Raw genomic sequence first — 22,906 nt, forward strand, 5'->3', positions numbered from 1 at the left:
CGCCATAAAAGTACCTCCTCCACTAGCGAAACGAAACCGTTTCGTACGTGCGCTGCGCCACACCTTCCCGGCGAGTCCCGGTTGCCGGAGCCCGCGGCGCGGAAAAGCATGAGGAGGTGACCGAGGTGACTGAGGAATCCGAAGCTGCGGACGGCCGGGCGTACCTGCGTTTCCCGCACATCAGCGGAGAGCGGCTGTGTTTCGCCGCCGAGGACGACCTGTGGGTCGCGCCGCTCGACGGCTCGACGCGGGCCTGGCGGCTCACCGTCGACCGCACCAAGGTCAGCCACCCACGCTTCTCCCCCGACGGCCGGCACATCGCGTACACGACGTGGCGCAGCCTCGACCCGGAGATCTATGTGGCGCCGGTCGACGGCGGCTCCGCGCGCCGGCTCACGTACTGGGGCAGCGTGGACACCCAGGTGCGCGGCTGGTCGCCCCCCGACAAGGACGGGAGGGCCGACATCCTCGCGGTCGCCTCGCACGGCGAGCCCTTCTCGTACTTCACCTTCGCCTACAGCGTCCCGACCGACGGCTCCCCCGGCGGCAAGCTCCCCTGGGGTCCGGTCTCCGACATCCAGGTCGCCGACATCGACGGCGAGCGGCAGACCCTGCTCCTGACCGGTACGGCACCCCACGAACCGGCCGCTTGGAAGCGCTACCGGGGCGGCGCGCAGGGCCGGTTGTGGGTGCACGGGCAGCGCATCCTCGCCGACCTCGACGGACATCTCGACGACCCGATGTTCGTGGACGGCCGCATCGCGTTCCTCTCCGACCACGAGGGCATCGGCAACGTCTACTCCTGCCGCCCCGACGGCACCGACCTCACCCGCCACACCGACCACGACTCCTTCTACGCCCGGCACGCCACCACCGACGGCAGCCGCGTCGTCTACCAGTGCGCGGGCGAGCTGTGGATCCTCGACGACCTCGACCCGGACTCGGTGCCGCGCAAGCTGCACGTCCGCCTCGGCGGCCCGCGCGCCGGGCGGCGCCGCTACCAGGTCCCCGCCGCCCTCCACGTCGACTCGCTCTCCGTCGACGAGACGGGCCGGGCCAGCGCCGTCGTCGTCCGCGGCAGCCTGTACTGGCTCACGCACCGCGACGGCCCCGCCCGCACCATCGCCGACACCCCGGGCGTACGCGTGCGGCTGCCCGAGATGCTGGGATCCGGCGGACAGGTCGCCTACATCACCGACGCCGACGGTGAGGACGCCGTCGAGATCGCCTATCTGCCGCGGGCCAGCGGCGACCGGGCGCCGCGCCGGTTCGCCTCGGGGCAGTTGGGCCGCGTACAGGAGCTGGTCTCGGACCCGGACGGGGAGCGGCTCGCGATCGCATCGAACGACGGGCGGCTGCTGCTCATCGACGTCGGCGAGGAGGAAGGCGGCGAGGCACCGCTCGGGGAACCGGTCGTCACCGAGCTGATCCGCTCCACGAACGGCCCCGTCCGCGACCTCGCCTTCTCCCCCGACGGCGCCTGGCTGACCTGGTCGCACCCCGGCATCGGCCGCTCGCTGCGGCAGATCAAGATGGCCCGGATCAACCGGGGCGGCGGCTCCACCGCGCTCGGCGCGGCCAAGAAGGAGACCGCGACGATCGTCGACGTCACCAACGGCCGCTTCGAGGACGAGAACCCGGTGTTCACGCGGGACGGCCGCTACCTCGCCTTCCTGTCCTGGCGCGGCTTCGACCCGGTCTACGACGTGCACACCGGCGACCTGTCGTTCCCGCTCGGCTGCCGCCCCTACCTCGTACCGCTGTCGTCCGCGACGCCGTCGCCGTTCGCGCTCTCCCCCGACGGGCGGACGGCGGCGGGCGGCCTCGACCCGGTGGAGGACGCGGGCGGTGACGGCACGCCGACCGTGGAGATCGAGGGGCTCGCCAACCGCGTCGTGCCGTTCCCCGTCTCGGCGTCCAAGTACTCGGCGCTGCACCCGGTCTCCGGCGGCGGCCTGGTGTGGCTGCGCTGGCCGATCTCCGGGGCGCTCGGCGAGACCTTCGCCAACCCGGCCGACCCCTCGGCCCAGCCCACCCTCGAACACTTCGACCTGGTCAAGGGGAAGAAGACCCAACTCGTCGCCCACATGGACTGGTTCGAGGTCAGCGGCGACGGCTCCCGGCTCGTCGTCGCCGACGAGGGCGAACTGGAGGCCGTGCCGTCCACCGAGGCGGGCGACAACGACACCACCGTCTGGATCGACCTGCGCCGCATCCTGCACGAGGCCGACCCGGCGGCCGAGTGGCGGCAGGCGTACGACGAGGCGGGCCGGATCATCCGCGCGTACTTCTGGGAACCCAAGATGTGCGGCATCGACTGGGACGCGGTGCTCGACCAGTACCGGCCACTGGTCGAACGGGTCGCGTCCCCCGACGAGTTCGCCGATCTCCTACGAGAGGTCCTCGGCGAACTCGGCACCTCGCACGCCTACGTGGCCGCCGCCCGCCGCAACGAGGGCCCGCCGCACTACCAGCGCGCGCAGGGCCTGCTAGGCGCCAACTTCGTCTGCCGGGACGGCTGTTGGACGCTCCAGCGGATCCTTCCCGGCGACTCCTCCGACTCCAAGGCCCGCTCCCCGCTCGCCGGCACCGGCATCCGCGACGGCGCCGTCCTCACCCACATCGACGGCCGGCCGGTCGACCCGGTCACGGGCCCCTACCCGCTGCTCGCGGGCGCGGGCGGCACGACCGTCGAGCTGACCTTCACGCCCGCGGAAGGCGGCGGCCGGCCCCGCCGCGTCGCCGTCGTCCCGCTCGTCGACGAACGACCGCTGCGCTACCAGGACTGGGTGGCCAAACGCCGCGCCGTCGTACGGGAGTTGAGCGGCGGCAAGTGCGGCTACCTGCACATCCCCGACATGGGCGGCTCCGGCTGGGCCCAGTTCAACCGCGACCTGCGCATGGAGGTCTCCCGGCCCGCGCTGATCGTCGACGTACGCGGCAACGCGGGCGGCCACATCAGCGAGCTGGTCGTCGAGAAGCTCACCCGGAAGATCATCGGCTGGGACCTGACGAGGAACGCACAGGCCGTCTCGTACGCCTCGAACGCCCCGCGCGGCCCGGTCGTCGCCCTCGCCGACGAGGCGACCTCATCGGACGGCGACATGATCGCCGCCGCCTTCAAGCTGCTCGCGCTCGGCCCGGTCGTCGGCCAGCGCACCTGGGGCGGCGTCGTCGGCATGACGGGACGGCACAAGCTCGGCGACGGCACGGTGATCACGGTGCCGATGAACGCGGCCTGGTTCCCCGAGTACGGCTGGTCCATCGAGAACCGTGGCGTGGAACCGGACATCGAGGCCCTGCGCACCCCCCTCGACTGGGCTGAGGGCCGGCACGCCCAGCTCGACGACGCGGTGGAGCTGGCGCTGAACCTCCTGGCGGAGCAGGGCGCGACCAATCCGCCGGACTACTCGGACGTCCCGGACCGGAGGCGGCCGAAGCTGCCTCCGCGCTGACGTCACGGGGCTCCGCCCCGGACCCCGCGCCTCAAACGCCGGCGAGGCTTGGAGGAACGGGGCTTGGCCGACCCTCGCCTTGGGCATTCTGGCGCATGGAACATTCAACTGGCCTTTGCCCAGGGGGGTTTCATGTCGCACGGCTCACGAAGAGGGATACTGCTCGGCGCCGCGGGGATCGGAGCGAGTCTCGCGCTCGGTGGTGCGGGGAGGGCCGCGGCCGCGACCCCGGGGCTGCCGCCCGTCCTCATCACCGAGCAGGCGAGCAAGCGGCTGCTGGTGATGGACTCGCGGGTTCAGGTGTGGGACCCGGCCGTGGACCCCGGTGTCGTGCGGTGGGCGTTCTCGCCCGTGGGCGACGCCCGGTACCGGGACGTCGAGCCCGACATCAGCTGGGTGTACCCGAGCGAGGCGAAGGTGCGCCGGTATCGCGGGCGTACGTACGTGCTGGCCACGGCCTCGTTCGGGTTCGTGGGCGTGGTGGAGTGGCCGAGCGGGCGGCGGTACTGGGCGGGGGCGCTCGGGCCCGGGGACGATCTGGTCAACCCGCACACCGCCGAAATCCTCCCCGACGGGAACGTCGCCGTCGCATGCAGCACCGGGGCGCGGGTGCGCTTGTACGCGGCGTCCCTCGACCCGCACTCCACGCGGTACACCGAGGCCGAGCTGAAGGGGGCGCACGGGCTGCACTGGGACCCCGTGCGCGAGGTCCTGTGGGCCATGGGCGACGACGAGTTGGTGGCCTACCGGGTGGCGGGCTCGCGCGTACGGCCCTCGCTGGTACGGCAGTTCGCCGTGGCCCTGCCCGTCGCCACGCCGGGGAAGTCCGCCGGTGGGCACGATCTGTTCCCCGTGGCGGGGGTGCCGGGGCGGATGTGGGTGACGACGACCGCGTCCGTGTTCCAGTACGATATCGTCGGCCAGGGCTTCGTGCAGGACTTCGCGGGGGCCTCGGAGATCGTCCGCAAGTCCGTGAAGTGCGTGGGCGACGATCCGCGTACGGGGCGGGTGGTCACCACCGTGCCGGAGGCCGGGCTCGGGGAGACCTGGTGGACGACCACCGTGAGCATGCACCGGCCCGCCGGGACCTTCCGTTACGTCAACGGCGGGATCTACAAGGCCCGTTGGTGGCTACCCAGCTGATCCGTCGGACGACTCGATCCTGCGGTCGATCGCCAGCGACAGCTCCGCCTCCACCACGCCCTTGGCAAGCGGACGCAGGCGGTCGATGTCCTTGCCGGAGGCGTGCGCCGCGACGAGGTCGGTGAAGAGCGCGGCCAGCGCGTCGGCGTGGTCGCGGACGCGCCTGGCCGCAGCCAGGACATCGGCCAGCGGGATGCCCTCGCGGACCAGGGCCGCCGAGATGTCGAGCAGTCGGCGGCTGATGTGCACGATCTCCTCGCCGTCGATGCCCAAGTAGCCCAGATCGAGGGCGGCTTGAAGGTTCTCGGGGGTGACGTCGTCTGCGAAGTAGTCGGCGAGTTCGGCGGCGGAGAGGCGGACGGGGACCTCCTCCGTGGGCTGCACGCCGAGGAGTTCACCGACGTCGCGGCCGCGGTCGAAGGCCTCGGAGAGCTCACTGATCCCGTTGAGGGTGTGGCCGCGGTCCAGGAGCGAGGCGATCGTGCGCAGGCGGTCGAGGTGCGTCCGGTCGTACCAGGCGATGCGGCCCTCGCGGCGGGGCGGCTTGATGAGCCCGCGCTCACGGTAGAAGCGCACGGTGCGGACCGTGACACCGGCCGCTTTCGCGAGCTCCTCCATGCGGTATTCGCGCTTCACACCGGGTTCCGTCTCGTCCTTTGCCACGTCCACGACCCTATGTCGTACCACCGGTAACTTTCCTTGGTCCGACCCCTACCCATGAGTACGCGGACGCCCTACTCTCCCAATTACGCCAGTGTTCACTGGCAGAGTCGCTGCGGCAAGGGAGGCGCCGGCATGGCCGAGCAGGAGCACGAGCACGTACGGGTGGCGGTGATCGGATCCGGCTTCGGCGGCCTCGGCGCGGCGGTCAGGCTGCGCCGCGAGGGGATCACCGACTTCGTGGTCCTGGAGCGGGCCGGCTCGGTCGGCGGGACCTGGCGCGACAACAGCTACCCGGGATGCGCGTGCGACGTGCCGTCCCACCTCTACTCCTTCTCGTTCGCGCCCAACCCGGACTGGCCGCGGACGTTCTCCGGGCAGGAGCACATCCGGGAGTACCTGGAGCACGTCGCCGACACCTTCCGGCTGCGGCCGCACATCCGCCTCGACTCCGAGGTCGAGCAGCTGCGCTGGGACAACGAGAAGCTGTGGTGGGAGATCGACACGGCGAAGGGGACGCTCACCGCCGACGTCGTCGTCTCCGCCACCGGACCGCTGTCCGACCCGAAGACGCCGGACATCGCCGGGATCGACACCTTCCCCGGCAAGGTCTTCCACTCCGCGCGGTGGGACCACGATTACGACCTGCGGGGCAAGCGCGTCGCCATGATCGGCACAGGAGCGTCGGCCATCCAGATCGTGCCGGCCATCCAGAAGGAGGCCGGCAGGCTCACCCTCTTCCAGCGCACACCCCCGTGGGTGATGCCGCGCGCCGACCGGGCCATCTCGAACGCCGAACGCTGGCTGCACCGACAGCTGCCCTTCACCACCCAGGCGCGCCGCGGACTCCTGTGGGGCATCCGGGAGTTGCAGGTCCAGGCGTTCACCAAGCACCCCGACGAACTGGGCATGGTCGAACGGCTCGCCAAGCGGAACATGCACCGGGCCGTCAAGGACCCGGAGCTGCGCGCCAAGCTCACCCCGGACTACCGGATCGGCTGCAAGCGGATCCTGCTCTCCAACACGTACTACCCGGCGCTCGCACAGCCCAACGTCGACGTCGTGGCGTCCGGCCTGAGCGAGATCCGCGGGAACACGCTGATCGCGTCCGACGGGACCGAGGCCGAGGTCGACGCGATCGTCTTCGGCACCGGCTTCCACGTCACCGACATGCCCATCGCGGACCGCGTGATCGGCGCCGACGGCGACACGCTCATGCAGTCGTGGAAGAACGGCATGAAGGCGCTGCGCGGCGCCACGGCCGCCGGGTTCCCGAACTTCATGACCGTCATCGGACCCAACACCGGCCTCGGCAACTCCTCGATGATCCTGATGATCGAGGCCCAGCTGAACTACCTGGCCGACTACATGCGCCAGCTCCACGTCCTCGGCGGCCGCGTCGCGCTGAACCCGCGCGAGACCGCCGTCACCGGCTGGAACAACCGCGTGCAGGACCGCATGAAGCGCACCGTGTGGAACACCGGCGGCTGCAACAGCTGGTACCTCGACGCGAACGGGGTCAACACCACGGTGTGGCCGGGCACGACCACCGAATTCCGGCACGCCACCCGGCATGTCGACGTAGGCGAGTACGAGGTGGTGCGCGCGCCCGCGCCGGCCGCGCCCACCACGCGTACCAAGAAGAAGGCCAAGGTGAACGCCGCATGAGCCGTCTGATGCGCCATGTGACGACGGGACCGTACGCGCCGCCCGTCGCCGCCCGCGAGCTGACCGTCACCTCCGCGGACGGGGCCCGGCTCCACGTCGAGGTGCACGGCCCCGACGGTGCCCCCGCCGTGCTGCTCTCGCACGGCTGGACCTGCTCCACGGCGTTCTGGGCCGCGCAGACGCGGGCCCTCGCCACCGACCACCGGGTGATCGTGTACGACCAGCGCGGACACGGCCGCAGCCCGGCCTCCGCCCAGCTCCCGTACACGACCGACATGTTGGCCGACGACCTGGAGGCCGTGCTCGGCGCGACCCTGGAACCGGGCGAACAGGCCGTGCTCGCCGGGCACTCCATGGGCGGCATGACGATGATGGCCGCCGCCGGACGCCCGAAGTTCCAGGAGCACGCTGCCGCCGTCCTGCTGTGCAGCACCGGAAGCTCGCAGCTCGTCGCCGAGGCCACCGTGGTGCCGCTGATGCGCGCGAGCAACCTGCGCACCCGCTTCACCCGCGCGATCCTCGGCTCGAAGGCACCGCTCGGACCCGTCACGCCCATCGGCAAGCGGGTCCTCAAGTACGCGACGATGGGGCCGGGTTCGGCACCCGACAAGGTCGAGGCCTGCGCGCGGATCGTGCACGCCTGCCCGCGCGAGGTGCGATACGGCTGGTCACACGTCCTCGAACACCTGCAACTCGACGCCGGTGTCGGTGACTTGACGATGCCGGTCGCCGTCGTCGCGGGCACCGCCGACCGCCTCACCCCGGTCGCGCACGCCCGGCGGATCGCCGAAGCGCTGCCCGACTGCGCGGGCCTGACCGAGCTGGCGGGACTCGGCCACATGACACCCGTCGAGGCCCCGGGCGCCGTCACGTCGAAGATCCGCGAACTCTCCGAGCAGTACGTGAAGTCAGAGTCGAAGTCGGACAAGGGAGCGGATGCCGCATGAGCAAGGTCAGCCTCGAAGGCCAGGTCGCGGTCGTCACGGGAGCCGCGCGCGGCGTGGGCGAACTCCTCGCCCGCAAGCTGTCGGCACGCGGCGCGAAGATCGCGCTGGTCGGCCTGGAGCCGGACGAATTGAAGCAGGTGGCCGCACGGCTGCACTCCGACGCCGACTGGTGGCACGCGGACGTCACGGACCACGTGGCGATGGCGCAGGTCGCGCAGGAGGTCAAGGACCGCTTCGGCAAGGTCGACATCGTCATCGCCAACGCGGGCGTCGCGACCGGCGGACCCTTCGCCGAATCCGACCCGGTGGCATGGCGGCGCGTCATCGAGGTCAACCTCATCGGCTCCGCCGTGACGGCCCGCGCCTTCCTCCCCGTACTGACGGAGTCCCGCGGCTACCTGCTGCAGATCGCCTCGCTCGCCGCGATCACCCCCGCCCCGATGATGACCGCCTACTGCGCGTCGAAGTCCGGCGTGGAGGCGTACGCGCACAGCCTGCGCGCCGAGGTCGGCCACAAGGGCGTACGCGTCGGCGTCGGCTACCTGTCGTGGACGGACACCGACATGGTGCGCGGCGCCGACCAGGACGACGTGATGCGCGAGCTGCGCCAGCAGCTGCCGTGGCCGTCGAACAAGACGTACCCCCTCGGCCCCGCGGTCGACCGCCTCGTGGCAGGCATCGAGCGCCGCTCGCCCCACGTGTACGCGCAGTGGTGGCTTCGCGGCATGCAGGGCATACGCGGCTACCTGCCCGCTGCGATCGGCATCGTGGGCCAGCAGAAGGTACGCCGCTTCGAGGGCCGCCTCGGCACCGTCTCCAAGGGCCTCGTGGGCGCGGGCGGAGCCGCCGACGAGGCGTCTCGGGGCCGCTGACCTGGGGTTTCATGCCCCGCTCGCCGCCCCGAACACAGCCCGTCATTGATCAAAATGCAACATACCGGGCACCGTGTCAGTCTGGTCGAGGCCCACCCCCCATCCTTCATGGAGAGCATCAAATGGGTATCTCTGACCAGTTCAAGGACAAGGCCGAGCAGCTGCAGGACAAGGCCAAGGACGCCATGGGCTCCAAGGACAAGTCCGACGAAGGCCAGGACCGCGCGCAAGAAGGCCAGGACCGCGCGAAGGACGGCATGGACCAGGCCAAGGACAAGGCCCAGGACGCCGCCCAGGAGGCCAAGGACCGCTTCCAGCAGTGACGGAAGCGTGACGCCACCTGAAGACATGTGACGGGGCCCCGTCCGGAGATCCGGACGGGGCCCCGTCATGCGCGCATTCCCGGCGATGCCCCGTCTCGCGCGCGCCTCCGGCCGGGCCATGGGCACCTTTCACGGGCGCTGTTCCGCCCGCCTCCCCGCGCGGCGACGGCGCGCCGCCATCCCCAGCAGGGCCAGACCCGCGAGGCCGACCAGGAGGGTCGCCCACTCGGGCACATGTGCTGCCCGCATGAGGGCTGCGACACCGAAGCTCGTGTCCCATCCGGCCTCCGTGACGGCCGAGCCGAAGCCCTGGACGACGAGGATGGCGCCGAACAGCCACAGCAGCCCCTGCCCCGAGCCGCTGTCCGCCCCTTTGAGTTGATTCGCCATGACGAGCCTTCCCTCCCGATGCCCGCGCAACGTTCCGATGCACTTGCATCACATCGTGCGTCCTCAGCGGATATGATGCAAGTGCATCGGAACATGGGAAGGAGCGAACCGTGCCCAGGCAGGTCGACTACGAGGACCGGCGCCGACGGATCGCCGAGGCGGTCTGCACCCTGATCGCGCGCTCGGGAATGGAGGCCGTCAGCCTCCGCGACGTCGCCGCCGAGGCCGGCGTGTCCATGGGCGCCGTCCAGCGGTGCTTCCACACCAAGGAGGACATGCTGCTCTTCGCGCTGGAGCACATCTCCCAACTGGTCGGCGAACGCGCCAACCAGCGCATCGCCGCCACCTCCACCCCCCAGGCCGCGGCAACCCTGCTCTCCCACACCCTGGCCGAACTCGCCCTGCTGGACGAGGCGTCGAGGACACAGGCGCACGTCTGGCTGGCCTTCGTCGCCCACGCCCCCACCGGCGAGAAACTGGCCACCGTCCTGCGCGACACCTACGGCAAGCTGCACGACCTCATCGCGTGGCTCGTGCGCTACGGCCAGGGCACCCGGGAGTTCCTCCAGAGTCTCGACCCGGACCTGGAGGCGCACACGCTCCTCGCCCTGGCCGACGGCCTCACGGCCCACGTCCTGGCGGGCCACCACTCACCGGCCACGGCACGGGCCACCCTCCAGCGCCACATCGACCGACTGCTGGAGGACACACCCGACCGCCAGGACAGGCCGTAGGCGACTAGGGCCCTTCTGACGGACCCTAGCGGTCGAAGACCACCGTCACGGGGGCGTGGTCCGACCACCGTTCTTCGTGCGTGGCGGCGCGCTCGACGTAGCCCTTCACCGCACGCTCGGCGAGCCCCGGCGTCGCCACCAGGTAATCGATGCGCCAACCTGAATCATTGTCGAAAGCCCGCCCCCGGTACGACCACCACGAGTACGGTCCCTCGACGTCCGGGTGCAGGGCGCGGACCACGTCGACGTAGCCGCCGTCGGACGGGTCGAAGACGGACGACAGCCACTCGCGCTCCTCCGGCAGGAAGCCGGAGTTCTTTTTGTTGCCCTTCCAGTTCTTGAGGTCGGCCTCCTGGTGGGCGATGTTCCAGTCGCCGCAGACCACGACCTCGCGGCCGTCGGCGGCGGCCCGCTCGCGCAGGGACTTCAGGTAGGTGAGGAACTCCCCCATGAAGCGGATCTTCTCGTCCTGGCGCTCCGTGCCGACCTCGCCGGACGGGAGGTAGAGGCTGGCGACGGTGACGCCCGGCAGGTCCACCTCGACGTAGCGGCCGCTGTCCGCGAACTCGGCCGAGCCGAAGCCGATCTGCACCCGCTCCGGCTCACGGCGTGTATAGAGGGAGACACCGGCCCGGCCCTTGGCGGCCGCCGGCGCGTGCACGACGTGCCAGCCCTCGGGCTCGCGCACGCCCTCGGGCAGCTGATGCGGCTCGGCGCGCACCTCCTGAAGGCAGACGGCGTCGGCGGAGGTCTCGGCGAGCCACTCCACGAAGCCCTTCTTGGCGGCGGCCCGGAGCCCGTTCACATTCACAGAGGTCACAGTCAGCACCCCGGCACGATACCGGCAGACTGGACGGCGCCGCCTGAAGCCACAACCGTAGGCGTCCGCATAGAGTTACGATGGTACGTATGAGTATTCAGCTTCCCGGGGTCGGGGCTCCGGTCCTGCGTCCCACCTCCTTCGGCCACCGCGACGCGATCGCGCTGAACGACCGCGTCCAGCTCGAGTACGCGGAGCGCTACGGCGACGAGGGCGACGTCACGCCGCTGGACCCGACGATGTTCGAGCCGCCGCGCGGCCTCTACCTGATCGCGTACGACGCCCCGGGCACGCCGCTCGCGACCGGCGGCTGGCGCGGTCAGGAGGCGAACGACGAGGGGTACGCGGACGGCGACGCCGAGCTGAAGCGCATGTACGTCACTCCGGAGGCGCGCGGCCTGGGCCTGGCCCGGCAGATTCTCGCGGCGCTGGAGGAGGACGCGCGGGCGGCGGGGCGCACCCGCATGGTTCTGGAGACGGGCCTCAAGCAGCCGGAGGCGATAGCCCTTTACGCGTCGAGCGGTTACGAGCCGTGCGCCAAGTTCGGCCACTACCGGTTCGACGAGTTGAGCCGGTGCTTCGCGAAGAAGCTCTGAGCCGCCGGGTGTCCCGCGGAAACGCGAAAGCCCCCGACGGTTTCCCGTCGGGGGCTTTCGTTGCAAAGTGGACGTGAGGGGATTCGAACCCCTGGCCCCCTCGATGCGAACGAGGTGCGCTACCGGACTGCGCCACACGCCCTTGCAACGAGTGAAACTCTAGCACCCCGATCCGGGTGCTTGGAAATCCGTTCCCTGGCTGGTCAGCCGGGCGGACTTCAAAGTGCTCCGGCTCACTCGTTGGCCGCGCGCGGCCTGCCGTCGGCGCCGTCGTCGAACTGGTCGAAGAGCGGCGTGCGGCCGCGCTCACGGGAGCGGCGGGCGGAGGCGGCGCGGCGGGCGTCGCTGCGACCGTCGTCGGCCACCGGCTCCGCGGGTTCCGCCGATTGCTCGGCGGCCTCCGGGACGTGCTCCTCCTGCGGCTGCCGCCGCGCGGCCTGTTCCGCGGCGGAGGAGCGGGCGGAGCTCCAGGTCTCGGGGGCGTTGTAATCGATGCCGCCGGTGGCGCGCGGGGCGACGGGGGCGGTGACGTAGGTGGGCAGGGGCACGGGGACCGGGTCCCAGCTGTCGCCGGGGCCCGGCTGGCGCTGGCGTTCGCGCTGTTGGTCGACCCACTCCTGGTGGTCGGTCTGTTCGACGAGGGCGCGCCGGTCGGCGGCGAGGGCCTCGAGGCCGGGGTCGGTGGCGGTTCCGTCCACCGATGGGCCTTCCTCCTGGTCCTCGGCCGCTGCGCGTGCCGCGGCCGGCTGCCGCCTGCGCGGCTGGCGCTCCCGCAGTCGCTGCGCGGCGACCTCGGCGCGGCGTCGGTCCATGACGTAGGCGAAGCGGCGTCGTTCCTGGGTGCGCAGGTAGACGATGTACGTACTGAGGAGCACGGCGGGGGCCGCGGGCGCCCACAGGAACGCGACGCCCCCGACGGCGGCCACGACGGCGCCGACCGTGAAGACGGCGAAGAGCAGAACGGTCGTGCGGCGGCGGCGTGCGAGCACCTTGGTGCGCCGGGCGCGTGCGGCCCGCGCCTCGGCCACGGCGGACGCGGAGGCGGAAGCGGCGCGCGCGGCGCGGGACTTGGCGGGCGCGGCGGGTTCGGCCGCCGACTCGGGCTCGCGGGCGGGTTCCGCGCGCTCGCGGGACGGTTCCGCGAACTCTCGGGCGGAATCGGGATGTTCGCGGCTTTCGCGGCGTTCTCGCCCCGCGTGCGGGGTGCGCCGCTCCCCGGACGGAGACATGCCGAAGTCCCGGACGTCCACCTGATCGGTGGTCGCGTCCGGGTCGACCGGGTCGCCGCGCGGCTCGTCCGACTCGGGCGAGCGCGCCTGCAGGTCCTTGGCGTACCGGCGCTCCATGCCCGCCCGGCCGGAGAGAAGCCGGATGGCGGTGCTGAAGCGTTCCGTCGGACGAGCTTCGTTCAACTCGTCCTGCCTACGGAGCCACATCGGCACCAAGTAGGCGGCCCAGGCCCCGACGATGACTGCGTAGATGAGGCCGCTGCTGCTCACGGACACACCGTAGAGGGGTTTACGCGGGGTCATCCGCCAATTGAGTCGGTGTGTCGCACGATCTGGCTGATAATCCGAGCTTTTTTGCGATGGATGTGATCACCAGGCCGACCTTCGAGGGAATTCAATGACCTCTGACGGTGCCTCATCGATCAATTTCGAACATTTATTTCATTTCGAGGGGGTGCCCGGATCGACCGCGTTGGGCCCGCTCGGACCTGCGACATTGCCGCGCCGCTCGCGACGGCGACGCCTCAGGAGTCCCTCCGGGACCTCTTCGGCGGTGAGCGCGAAGACAAGGTGGTCCCGCCAGGCCCCGTCGATGTGAAGATATCGTGGGCGAAGCCCCTCCTCGCGGAATCCGAGTTTCTCCACGACCCTGCGACTCGGCCCGTTCTCCGGCCGAATACAGACCTCGATGCGGTGCAGCCCCACGGTGCGGAAGCAGTGGTCGACCGCGAGCGCGACGGCCGTCGGCATCACGCCGCGGCCCGCCACCGACTGGTCCACCCAGTACCCGACATGGCCCGAGCACATCGACCCCCAGGTGATCCCGGCGACGGTCAACTGCCCGACGAGGCGGCCCTGGTACTCGACGACGAAGGGCAGCATCCGGCCCGCGTTCGCCTCCGAACGCAGATGGCGCACCATCTGACGGTATGTCGGGCGGTGGGTTATCGGACCGCTCGGCGTGGGCGGCGGGATGGTCGCCTCCCAGGGGCGCAGCCAGTCGCGGTTGCGCCGGTTCACTTCGCGCCAGGCACGCTGGTCGCGCAGCCTTATGGGGCGAAGGACGACATCACCCTCCACCAGCACGACGGGCCACGACGGGCTGTTCAGTGCGCACCCCCGGGGGCCTGGGCATCGGGTCTGTCGGGTCCGTCCGGTCCGTCGGGTCCTTCGGCTCCGGATTCGCTTCTGGGGTGGTCGCCGCCGTGGATCTGGTCGACGGCGTGGGCCAGCAGCGGCCCGAGGACGGCGAGCCCGTCCTTCACGCCCCCGCTGGAACCCGGCAGGTTCACGATCAGTGTGCGCCCGGCGACCCCCGCGAGGCCACGCGAGAGCGCCGCGGTGGGCACTTTCTCGCGGCCGTAGGCGCGGATCGCCTCCGGGATGCCCGGTACCTCGCGGTCGAGGACGCGGGCCGTCGCCTCGGGGGTGCGGTCGGTGGGCGAGATGCCGGTGCCGCCGGTGGTGACCACGACGTCGTACGCCGCCTCGACCGCGGCCCGCAGGGCGGCCTCCACGGGGTCGCCGTCCGGCACCACCTGGGGGCCCTCGACGGCGAAGCCCAGCTTCCTGAGGCCCTCGGCGATCAGCGGGCCGCCCTTGTCCTCGTAGACCCCCGCGGCGGCCCGGTTGGAGGCCGTGACGACGAGGGCGCGGTAGCCGTCGGTCATGCCCGCGCCTCCCGGTTCCAGGTCCCCGACTTGCCGCCGGTCTTCTCCTCGACCCGTACGTCCGAGATGACGGCGCCCTTGTCGACCGCCTTGACCATGTCGACGACGGTGAGCGCGGCGATCGAGACCGCCGTGAGCGCCTCCATCTCGACGCCCGTGCGGTCCGTGGTCTTCACGGTGGCCAGGATCTCCACCGCGTCGTCCGCGACGGACAGGTCGAGCTTCACTCCGGACACGGCCAGCGGGTGGCAGAGCGGGATCAGGTCGGGCGTGCGCTTGGCGCCCATGATGCCCGCGATGCGCGCCGTGGCGAGCGCGTCCCCCTTGGGTACGCCCTCGCCGCGCAGCAGCTCCACCACGCGCGGCGAGACGAGGACGCGGCCGCTGGCGCGGGCGGTGCGTGCGGTGACGTCCTTCTCCGACACGTCGACCATGCGGGCGGCGCCCGCCTCGTCGATGTGCGTGAGCCGGTCGGTCTGGTCCTGTTGATGCTGCGAAGTGCTCATGGTGCTGTGGCGCTCCCGATCCGAGCCGTGCGCGGTGCGGCGCGCCGGACGATTTGTGCGCGACACGCTATCGCGAGCCTCCGACAACCGGGCCCGTCAGCCCAGCAGGACCACGTCCACCTCGGCGCCCGGCTCCACCGACGTCATGTCCTCGGGGACCACGATCAGCGAGTCCGCCTGCGCGAGCGCCGCGATGAGGTGCGAGCCCGCGCCGCCGACGGGGGCGACCTCGCCGGCCTCGGCGTCGTACACGCCGCGCAGGAACTGGCGCTTGCCCGAGGGCGAGGTCAGCGCCTTGTCGGCGGTGAGGGTCGCGCGGGCCTTCGGGCGGTGCACGGCGTCCTCGGGCAGGCCCATCAGGGCGCGGATCGCGGGACGTACGAACAGTTCGAAGGAGACGTACGACGACACGGGGTTGCCCGGCAGCGCGAGCAGCGGGGTGTGGTCGGGGCCGATGGAGCCGAAGCCCTGCGGCTTGCCGGGCTGCATGGCGAGCTTGCGGAACTCGACGCCGCTGCCGGCCCCGATGCCTGTCGCCTCTTCCGGGTCCTCCGGGTCGCCGATACCGGTCAGCGCCTCCTTGACCACGTCGTACGCGCCGACGCTGACGCCGCCCGTCGTCACGATGAGGTCGGCGCGGATGAGCTGGTCCTCGATGGTGGAGCGAAGCGTCTCGGCGTCGTCGGCGACCGCGCCCACCCGGTAGGCGATGGCTCCGGCGTCGCGGGCGGCCGCGGTGAGGGCGAAGCTGTTGGAGTCGTAGATCTGTCCCGGTGCCAACTGCTCGCCCGGCTGCACGAGTTCGGTGCCGGTGGAGACGACGACCACGCGCGGGCGCGGGCACACGCGTACGGTGCCGCGGCCGATGGCGGCGAGCAGCGCGATCTGCGGCGGGCCGAGGACCGTGCCGACGGAGAGCGCCCGGTCGCCCGCCTGCACGTCGCTGCCTTGCGCGCGTACGTGCGCGCGTGCCTCGGCGGGGCGGTGCACTCGGACCTCTCCTGAGGCGCCCTCAGGGGCCGCGCTGTGGGCGGTCATCGTGGTGACGGGGCCCGCGCCGAGTCCTCCGTCGGTCCACTCCACGGGGACCACCGCCTCGGCGCCGGGCGGCAGCGGGGCGCCCGTCATGATGCGGGCGGCCTCGCCGGGGCCGACGGTGGGCTGTTCGGCCTGGCCCGCCGCGACGTCGCCGATCACCGTGAGCACGGCGGGGAACTCCTCGCTCGCGCCCGCGATGTCCGCGACGCGCACCGCGTACCCGTCCATCGAGCTGTTGTCGAACGGCGGCAGCGACAGCGGGACCGTCACCTCTTCGACGAGCACACAGCCCTGCGCGTCGAGGAGTTGGAGATCGATGGGGTCGAGCGCACCGACGGCGGCGAGGATGTCCTCCAGATGCTCGTCCACCGACCAGATCTGCGCCCGGTCCGTCGTGGCATCCGTCGTGGCACTGAAACTGTTCACTGCTGCTCCCCTGCTCCTCGTGCCGGTGTTCTGATTCCCCGGTGGCCTCAGGTGTTACTACCACGGGCAATGGGTGACGCCCCGGACGTGGTGTGCCGTACCGGGGCGCAGGTCCGCCGGGGAGCGGGGTGTCAGATCTCCTCGGCGACGTAGCCGCGCAGCCAGGCACGGAACTCCGGGCCCAGGTCCTCACGTTCGCACGCGAGGCGGACGATCGCCTTGAGGTAGTCGCCTCGGTCGCCGGTGTCGTAGCGGCGGCCCTTGAAGACGACGCCGTGCACGGGGCCGCCGATCTTTTCGTCGGCGGCGAGCTGCTGGAGTGCGTCGGTGAGCTGGATCTCGCCGCCGCGGCCGGGCTCGGTCTTGCGCAGTATGTCGAAGACGGCGGGGTCGAGTACGTAGCGGCCGATGATCGCGTAGTTGGAGGGGGCGTCGGCCGGATCCGGCTTCTCCACCAGGTCGGTGACCTGTACGACGGCGCCGTCCTCGGTGGCCTGGACCGCGGCACATCCGTAGAGGTGGATCTGGGAGGGCTCCACCTCCATGAGCGCGATGACGCTGCCGCCGTGCTCCTCCTGGACCTCCACCATCTTCTGGAGCAGCGGGTCACGGGGATCGATCAGGTCGTCGCCGAGCAGCACCGCGAACGGCTCGTCGCCCACGTGGGGGGCGGCGCACAGGACCGCGTGGCCGAGGCCCCTGGGGTCGCCCTGGCGCACGTAGTGGATGGTGGCGAGGTCGTTGGACTCCTGGACCTTGGCCAGCCGGCCCGCGTCGCCCTTCTTCTGAAGGGCCGCCTCCAGCTCGTGGTTGCGGTCGAAGTGGTCCTCCAGCGGGCGCTTGTTGCGACCTGTGATCATCAGTACGTCGCCGAGTCCCGCCGACGCGGCCTCTTCGACCACGTACTGGATCGCCGGCTTGTCGACGACCGGGAGCATCTCCTTGGGAGTCGCCTTCGTGGCGGGCAGGAACCTGGTGCCGAGGCCCGCGGCGGGGATGACAGCCTTGGTGATCCTGGTGTGCGCGTCAGTCATGCGGGTCACCATATCCGGCTGCTATGGGCGGAATCTGTGGGTCCGCTTTGTAGGCACATATATGCGTCGAATAGGAGAGGTTTGTGACCCGGCTATGAGTCCGCACACCGATGAGCCCGCAGATTTCCCGCCCGGCGCCCACCCTGACAAGCGTTCATTGCGCAGGGAGTTCCTCCGGGTGAGGAACGCGTTGACGGAGGATGACACACAGGAGACGGAGCGGGCCGTGGCCCGCCGGGCTCTCGAACTCGACGAGTTGGCGCAGGCCCGCACAGTGGCGGCGTATGTCTCCGTGGGCGGCGAGCCGGGGACGGGCGCGCTCCTCGACGCCCTTCGCGCGCGCGGGACGCGCGTACTGCTTCCGGCCCTGCTGCCCGACAACGACCTGGACTGGGGCGCGTACGACGGGGCGGCTTCGCTCACCACCGTGCGGCACCCGGGAAAGATGGCCCTGTTGGAGCCCGGCGGCGAGCGACTCGGCCCCGCCGCCGTCCTGGAGGCCGACGTTGTGCTGCTGCCGGGGCTCGCCGTGGACGCACGCGGGATGCGGCTCGGCCGCGGCGGCGGCTCGTACGACCGGGTGCTCGCGCGCCTGGAGGCGGCCGGTGCGCGGCCCGCGCTGGTCGTGCTGCTCCACGACAGCGAGGTCGTCGAGCATCTCCCCCAGGAGGCGCACGACAAGGCCGTGGACGCGGTGGTGACGCCCTCGGGCGTACGGCGCTTCTGACCCGGGCGCCGCACACGCGAAAGGGGCCTCCACGCACGCGTGGAGGCCCCTTTCGGTGTCGGTCCGGCTACGACTACGGCTACGACTACGGCTACGGCTACGGCTACGGCTTCAGGACCATCGAGTCCTCGGTGCTGTCGCCGACGGCCTTCTCGGAGAAGTTCCAGGGCAGCAGGTCACCCTTGATCCACTTCTCGGTCTGGTCCGTGTAGTGGTCGCTGAAGGTGTGCCCCGAGGCGCCCGTGAGGTTGATCCACTTGGACTTGTCGAGGTCCGCCATGTTGACCACCATCCGCATGGACGGCACCCAGTCGACTCCGTAGCCGCCCGCGGCGTTCCAGCCAGTCGCGTTCACGGCCGCCTCTCCGCCGCCCAGCTTCCAGGGGCCGCGGTTGAGCACGTACTGCAGCCAGCCGGGACCCTCGGTGCCGAGCGTCTGGTTCTTCAGTTCCAGCTTGTGCAGCCGGCCCCAGCTCCAGGTGTCGATGTCCTTGCCGAGCTTGGCCGTGAGGTCCCAGCGGGCGTCCTCCATGGCACGGTCGAACAGCTGGTCACGGTTGTGGGTGGGATCGTCCGTGCGGCTGCCCGGCGTCTTCCACCAGTCGTTCTTCGGATCCTTGATGATCTTGCGGACGACCTCGAACCAGCGGTCACCGCCGTCCGGCTGCGCCGAGTGCGTGTCCCGCTCGCCGCACTCGCGGACCTTGCGGTCCTCGTCGGCGGGGCCCGTCTTGTCGACCGGCTCGACGCTCAGGCACTGGCCCTCGACCCGCAGTTCCTTGGGCAGCTTGTTGCCGAAGGCGAGCTTGAGGATGTTGCGCCACACGGAGTTGAAGTAGGCCGCGGCGGCCGAGTCCGGGTTCTGGGTGTAGTCCCAGTTCTCCAGGAGCTGCTGCGCGTCCCTGACGTCCTTGTCCTTGACGTCGATCTTCTGCAGGTAGGGCACGAGCAGCTTGGCGATCTCGCTGCTGTTGTCCATCTGCATGGTGCGCATGTCGTCGGTGGAGACCTTGCCGCCGTCCTTGATCTTCGACTCGATCAGGTCGGTGATGCGCTGACTGCGGGTGCCGTAGCCCCAGTCCTTGGTCAGCGTGTACGGGTAGCTGTCGTCGACCACGGCCTGGTTGGCGGTCACGATGTAGCCGCGCTTCGGGTTGAACTCGTACGGCAGCTCGTTCTGCTTGATGTAGCCGGTCCAGCGGTACTTGGAGTCCCAGCCGGGAGACGGCAGCGAGCCGTCGCCCTCGCCGCGGGTCGGGATCCGGCCCGGCAGCTGGTAGCCGATGTTGCCCTCGGTGTCGGCGTAGGTGAGGTTCTGCGACGGCACCTGGAAGTCGGCGGAGGCCTTGCGGAACTCGGACCAGTTCGACGCCTTGTCGAGCTCGAAGACGGCGTCCATGGTGTTGCCCGGTTGCAGCGCGGTCCAGCGCAGCGCGATGCCGTAGCCGTCGCCTCTGTCGGGGGCCGCCGCGTCGACGCCGGCCTTCTTGCCGACCTTCACGAGCTCGGAGTTGCGGTCGGACAGCAGCGGCCCGTTGTCGGTCTCCCGCACCGTGATCGTCTTGGAGTCGCCGCCGGCGACCTTGATGGTCTCCTTGCGGGTCTTGAAGGGCACCGTCCTGTCGTCGACCAGGTAGCCGTCGCCGCTGAACTTCTCCAGGTAGAGATCGGTGACGTCGACGCCCGAGTTGGTCAGGCCCCAGGAGATGTTCTGGTTGTGGCCGATGACCACGCCCGGCATGCCGGCGAAGGTGTAACCCGACGTGTCGTACTGGCACTTGCTGGAGACGCTCGTGCAGTGCAGGCCCATCTGATACCAGACGGACGGCAGTTGCGGCGCCAGGTGCGGGTCGTTGGCGAGCAGCGGCTTGCCGGTGATGGTGTGGTCGCCCGAGACCACCCACGAGTTGGAGCCGATGCCGTTGCCGTTGGGCCCCAGGCCCGCGGAGTCGGGGATCTCGTCCAGGACCTTGGAGAGGCCGCCGAGCTGGCTCTGGAGGCCGCTGGGGGCCCCTGTGTCGCCCGCCAGGCCGGTGCCCGCCGCCCCGGCCGCCTGCGTGCTCGTACCGCCTGAGGACGCGTCGTACGACTTCGTGGCGCTGTTGTACCCGCCCTCCTGCACGATCGGCTTGTGCCGCGTGTACGGGTAGTCGGGGTACAGGTCGGCGATCTGCTTCGGGCCGAGCCGGCTCGTCATCAGCGAGCGGTCGATCTCCTCCTGCATGTTGCCGCGCAGGTCCCAGGCCATCGCCTTGAGCCAGGCCACCGAATCCACCGGCGACCACTTCTGCGGCTTGTAGTCGTTCTCGAAGCCGAGCGCGACGTACTCCGCGGAGATGTCCTTGCCGCTCTTGCCCCCCAGGTAGGAGTTGACCCCCTTGGAGTACGCCTGGAGGTACTTCTTGGTCGCGGGCGACAGCTTGGAGTCGTACTCCTTCTGTGCCGTCCGGCGCCAGCCCATGGTGCGCAGGAACTCATCGGTCTTGACCTGGCCCTTGCCGAACATCTCGGAGAGCCGACCGGAGGTCGTATGGCGCCGCACGTCCATCTCGTAGAACCGGTCCTGCGCCTGCACGTACCCCTGCGCCATGAACAGGTCGTGATCCGTGGAGGCGTAGATCTGCGGGATCCCGTAGCTGTCCCGCTTGACCTGTACCGGCCCGTCGAGCCCGTCGAGTTGGATGGACCCCGTCGTCTGCGGCATGGAAGCGCGGACGCTGTCGACGCTCCAGTAGGCCCCGAATCCGAGGCCCGCAAGAACGGCCAACACGAGGACGATCACGATCAGTCGGGCTCGACGCCCCTTCTTCTTACCGGGCGGGCTGCCGGCAGAGGCGTTCGTAGTGGAGGGCATCGGGATCCTTGCTGTCCTTCGCTGGCTGCGGGCGAGAGCAACCTTACGAGCAGTGGGGTGCGGCCCCGGACGCGGAGTCGGGAAGCAGGGTTCTACGTAGAGCGGCGTGACGAATCCGGCATCAAGAAAGCGTTAACGATTAGGTAAGGTAACGAAGTAACTTCCCTGTCGCAGTGTCCCTCCTGGAAGGAACAGCCCCTGACTGTCCACCAGCTCAACCAGCTCCTGCTCGTCGGCGCACTCGTGCTGCTCGTGGCGGTCGCCGCCGTGCGCATTTCCTCACGCAGCGGACTGCCGAGCCTTCTGCTCTACCTCGGTATCGGCGTCGTCATGGGCCAGGACGGCCTCGGCCACGTCGACTTCAGCAACGCTGAGATGACCCAGGTCATCGGCTACGCGGCACTCGTCGTGATCCTCGCCGAAGGCGGTCTGGGAACGAAGTGGAAGCAGATCAAACCCGCGCTCCCCGCGGCCGCCGCCCTGTCACTCGCGGGCGTCGCGGTCAGCGTGGGGGTGACGGCCGCGGGCGCGCACTACCTGGTGGGCCTCGAATGGCGACAGGCACTGATCATCGGCGCGGTGGTCTCGTCCACGGACGCGGCGGCGGTTTTCTCCGTTCTACGTAGGGTGCCGCTTCCGGCACGCGTGACCGGCGTCCTTGAGGCGGAGTCCGGTTTCAACGACGCCCCTGTCGTCATCCTCGTCGTCGCGTTCTCCGCCTCCGGCCCCATAGAGCACTGGTACGTCCTCCTCGGCGAGATCGCCCTGGAGCTCGCCATCGGCGCCGCCATCGGGCTCGCGGTCGGCTGGCTCGGCTCCTTCGGCCTGCGGCACGTGGCCCTGCCCGCCTCCGGCCTCTACCCGATCGCCGTCCTGGCCATCGCCACGTCCGCGTACGCCGCGGGCGCCATGGCCCACGGCAGCGGATTCCTCGCCGTCTACCTGGCCGCGATGGTGATGGGCAACGCCAAGCTGCCGCACTGGCCCGCCACCCGCGGCTTCGCCGAAGGGCTCGGCTGGATCGCGCAGATCGGCATGTTCGTCCTGCTCGGCCTGCTCGTCACCCCGCACGAACTGGCCGACGACATCGTGCCCGCGCTCCTCATCGGCCTGGTCCTCACAATGGTCGCGCGGCCCCTGTCGGTCGTCGTGAGCCTGGTGCCCTTCCGCATACCGTGGGCGGAGAAGGCCCTCATGTCGTGGGCCGGGCTGCGCGGCGCCGTGCCCATCATCTTGGCGACCATCCCGATGGTCACGGGCGTCGCCGACAGCCAGCGAATCTTCAACATCGTCTTCGTCCTGGTCGTCGTCTACACCCTCATCCAGGGCCCCACGCTGCCGTGGCTCGCCCGCAAGCTGCGCCTGGCCGGCTCCTCCGATGCCGCCGACCTCGGCATCGAATCGGCGCCCCTGGAGCGGCTGCGCGGGCACCTGCTGTCCGTCTCCATCCCGGAAGGCTCGCGGATGCACGGCGTGGAGGTCGGCGAGCTGCGGCTGCCCAAGGGCGCCGCCGTCACGCTCGTCGTCCGCGACGGCACCTCGTCCGTGCCCGCCCCGACCACCGTGCTCCGCCGGGGCGACGAGCTCCTGGTGGTCGCCACGGACCCGGTGCGGGACGCCGCGGAGGCGCGCCTGCGGGCCGTCGCCCTCGGCGGCAAGCTGGCCGGCTGGCTGGGCACCGCGGGCCCGGAAGCCCGTTAGCATGGATGCACAAACCATGTACGACCGACTCTGCCTGACGTAGAGCCGGCGCGACCGCAAAGCGGCCGCGGTCCCCTTGCAGCGCCGTGCTTCACGGCCTGATCTGCTTGGCC

Annotated in this window: 20 protein-coding genes and 1 tRNA gene; 10 read left to right on the plus strand and 11 right to left on the minus strand. The window is 70.6% G+C overall.

The window, feature by feature from the left end; genetic code table 11:
• The first annotated feature begins 125 nt into the window (after positions 1-125).
• Positions 126-3,455: a S41 family peptidase gene (locus ACIRHA_RS33645; RefSeq protein ID WP_403853724.1), complete on the plus strand. Its 3,330-nt coding sequence runs from the start codon at positions 126-128 to the stop codon at positions 3,453-3,455.
• A gap of 132 nt (positions 3,456-3,587) precedes the next feature.
• Entirely contained in the window at positions 3,588-4,598 is a 1,011-nt protein-coding gene (locus tag ACIRHA_RS33650) for a DUF6528 family protein (protein WP_403853726.1), read from the plus strand.
• Here the strand turns inward: ACIRHA_RS33650 and ACIRHA_RS33655 are convergent.
• Positions 4,587-5,216 (minus strand): MerR family transcriptional regulator, encoded by a 630-nt coding sequence (locus tag ACIRHA_RS33655; protein ID WP_403853960.1) that lies wholly within the window; start codon positions 5,214-5,216, stop codon positions 4,587-4,589. The two genes, ACIRHA_RS33650 and ACIRHA_RS33655, sit on opposite strands and share 12 nt — an antisense overlap.
• Before the next feature lie 177 nt (positions 5,217-5,393).
• Here ACIRHA_RS33655 and ACIRHA_RS33660 point away from each other — a divergent pair, with 177 nt between their 5' ends.
• The 4 genes from ACIRHA_RS33660 (at position 5,394) to ACIRHA_RS33675 (ending at position 9,068) form a co-directional block, all read left to right on the plus strand.
• Positions 5,394-6,926 (plus strand): flavin-containing monooxygenase, encoded by a 1,533-nt coding sequence (locus ACIRHA_RS33660; RefSeq protein WP_403853728.1) that lies wholly within the window; start codon positions 5,394-5,396, stop codon positions 6,924-6,926.
• A complete protein-coding gene (locus ACIRHA_RS33665) occupies positions 6,923-7,873 on the plus strand; it encodes an alpha/beta fold hydrolase (protein ID WP_403853730.1) in 951 nt (316 codons plus the stop codon). The genes ACIRHA_RS33660 and ACIRHA_RS33665 overlap by 4 nt, the downstream gene beginning before the upstream one ends.
• Positions 7,870-8,745: an SDR family oxidoreductase gene (locus tag ACIRHA_RS33670; protein ID WP_403853732.1), complete on the plus strand. Its 876-nt coding sequence runs from the start codon at positions 7,870-7,872 to the stop codon at positions 8,743-8,745. The genes ACIRHA_RS33665 and ACIRHA_RS33670 overlap by 4 nt, the downstream gene beginning before the upstream one ends.
• A gap of 122 nt (positions 8,746-8,867) precedes the next feature.
• On the plus strand, positions 8,868-9,068 hold the full coding sequence (locus tag ACIRHA_RS33675) for a hypothetical protein (RefSeq protein WP_403853734.1): 201 nt from the start codon (positions 8,868-8,870) through the stop codon (positions 9,066-9,068).
• Between the two features lie 129 nt (positions 9,069-9,197).
• Here ACIRHA_RS33675 and ACIRHA_RS33680 read toward each other — a convergent pair whose 3' ends face one another.
• Positions 9,198-9,458, minus strand: a complete 261-nt coding sequence (locus ACIRHA_RS33680; protein WP_403853736.1) for a PEP-CTERM sorting domain-containing protein — start codon at positions 9,456-9,458, stop codon at positions 9,198-9,200.
• Positions 9,459-9,568: 110 nt separating this feature from the next.
• Here ACIRHA_RS33680 and ACIRHA_RS33685 point away from each other — a divergent pair, with 110 nt between their 5' ends.
• On the plus strand, positions 9,569-10,192 hold the full coding sequence (locus ACIRHA_RS33685; RefSeq protein ID WP_403853738.1) for a TetR/AcrR family transcriptional regulator: 624 nt from the start codon (positions 9,569-9,571) through the stop codon (positions 10,190-10,192).
• A gap of 25 nt (positions 10,193-10,217) precedes the next feature.
• Here the strand turns inward: ACIRHA_RS33685 and ACIRHA_RS33690 are convergent, their stop codons facing one another.
• Positions 10,218-11,021: an exodeoxyribonuclease III gene (locus ACIRHA_RS33690; protein ID WP_403853740.1), complete on the minus strand. Its 804-nt coding sequence runs from the start codon at positions 11,019-11,021 to the stop codon at positions 10,218-10,220.
• A gap of 80 nt (positions 11,022-11,101) precedes the next feature.
• Here ACIRHA_RS33690 and ACIRHA_RS33695 point away from each other — a divergent pair, with 80 nt between their 5' ends.
• Entirely contained in the window at positions 11,102-11,608 is a 507-nt protein-coding gene (locus ACIRHA_RS33695; RefSeq protein ID WP_403853742.1) for a GNAT family N-acetyltransferase, read from the plus strand.
• A 68-nt stretch (positions 11,609-11,676) separates the two neighbouring features.
• Here ACIRHA_RS33695 and ACIRHA_RS33700 read toward each other — a convergent pair.
• The 7 genes from ACIRHA_RS33700 to galU form a co-directional block, all read right to left on the minus strand.
• A tRNA-Ala gene (locus tag ACIRHA_RS33700) sits at positions 11,677-11,750 on the minus strand.
• 91 nt (positions 11,751-11,841) lie between these two features.
• Positions 11,842-13,107: a gephyrin-like molybdotransferase receptor GlpR gene (gene glpR, locus ACIRHA_RS33705; protein ID WP_403853744.1), complete on the minus strand. Its 1,266-nt coding sequence runs from the start codon at positions 13,105-13,107 to the stop codon at positions 11,842-11,844.
• A gap of 171 nt (positions 13,108-13,278) precedes the next feature.
• On the minus strand, positions 13,279-13,923 hold the full coding sequence (locus tag ACIRHA_RS33710) for a GNAT family N-acetyltransferase (protein WP_403853746.1): 645 nt from the start codon (positions 13,921-13,923) through the stop codon (positions 13,279-13,281).
• Between the two features lie 20 nt (positions 13,924-13,943).
• A complete protein-coding gene (locus ACIRHA_RS33715; RefSeq protein ID WP_403853748.1) occupies positions 13,944-14,507 on the minus strand; it encodes a molybdenum cofactor biosynthesis protein B in 564 nt (187 codons plus the stop codon).
• The gene (gene moaC, locus ACIRHA_RS33720; protein ID WP_403853750.1) at positions 14,504-15,013 is read right to left on the minus strand and encodes a cyclic pyranopterin monophosphate synthase MoaC; all 510 of its coding nucleotides are present in this window, start codon (positions 15,011-15,013) and stop codon (positions 14,504-14,506) included. The genes ACIRHA_RS33715 and moaC overlap by 4 nt, the downstream gene beginning before the upstream one ends.
• A 96-nt stretch (positions 15,014-15,109) precedes the next feature.
• Positions 15,110-16,477, minus strand: coding sequence for a gephyrin-like molybdotransferase Glp (glp, locus tag ACIRHA_RS33725; protein WP_403853752.1), 1,368 nt, complete (start codon positions 16,475-16,477; stop codon positions 15,110-15,112).
• 131 nt (positions 16,478-16,608) lie between these two features.
• Positions 16,609-17,511, minus strand: coding sequence for a UTP--glucose-1-phosphate uridylyltransferase GalU (galU, locus tag ACIRHA_RS33730; RefSeq protein ID WP_403853754.1), 903 nt, complete (start codon positions 17,509-17,511; stop codon positions 16,609-16,611).
• Positions 17,512-17,605: 94 nt separating this feature from the next.
• On the opposite strand from galU, the gene ACIRHA_RS33735 reads away from it, so the two are divergent.
• The gene (locus ACIRHA_RS33735) at positions 17,606-18,238 is read left to right on the plus strand and encodes a 5-formyltetrahydrofolate cyclo-ligase (protein WP_403853756.1); all 633 of its coding nucleotides are present in this window, start codon (positions 17,606-17,608) and stop codon (positions 18,236-18,238) included.
• Positions 18,239-18,341: 103 nt separating this feature from the next.
• Here ACIRHA_RS33735 and ACIRHA_RS33740 read toward each other — a convergent pair whose 3' ends face one another.
• Positions 18,342-21,092 (minus strand): penicillin acylase family protein, encoded by a 2,751-nt coding sequence (locus ACIRHA_RS33740; RefSeq protein ID WP_403853758.1) that lies wholly within the window; start codon positions 21,090-21,092, stop codon positions 18,342-18,344.
• A 198-nt stretch (positions 21,093-21,290) separates the two neighbouring features.
• Here ACIRHA_RS33740 and ACIRHA_RS33745 point away from each other — a divergent pair, with 198 nt between their 5' ends.
• A complete protein-coding gene (locus ACIRHA_RS33745) occupies positions 21,291-22,793 on the plus strand; it encodes a potassium/proton antiporter (RefSeq protein ID WP_403853962.1) in 1,503 nt (500 codons plus the stop codon).
• The last annotated feature ends 113 nt before the right edge of the window (positions 22,794-22,906 follow it).

Source organism: Streptomyces sp. NPDC102360 (assembly GCF_044766085.1).
Lineage (GTDB): Bacteria > Actinomycetota > Actinomycetes > Streptomycetales > Streptomycetaceae > Streptomyces.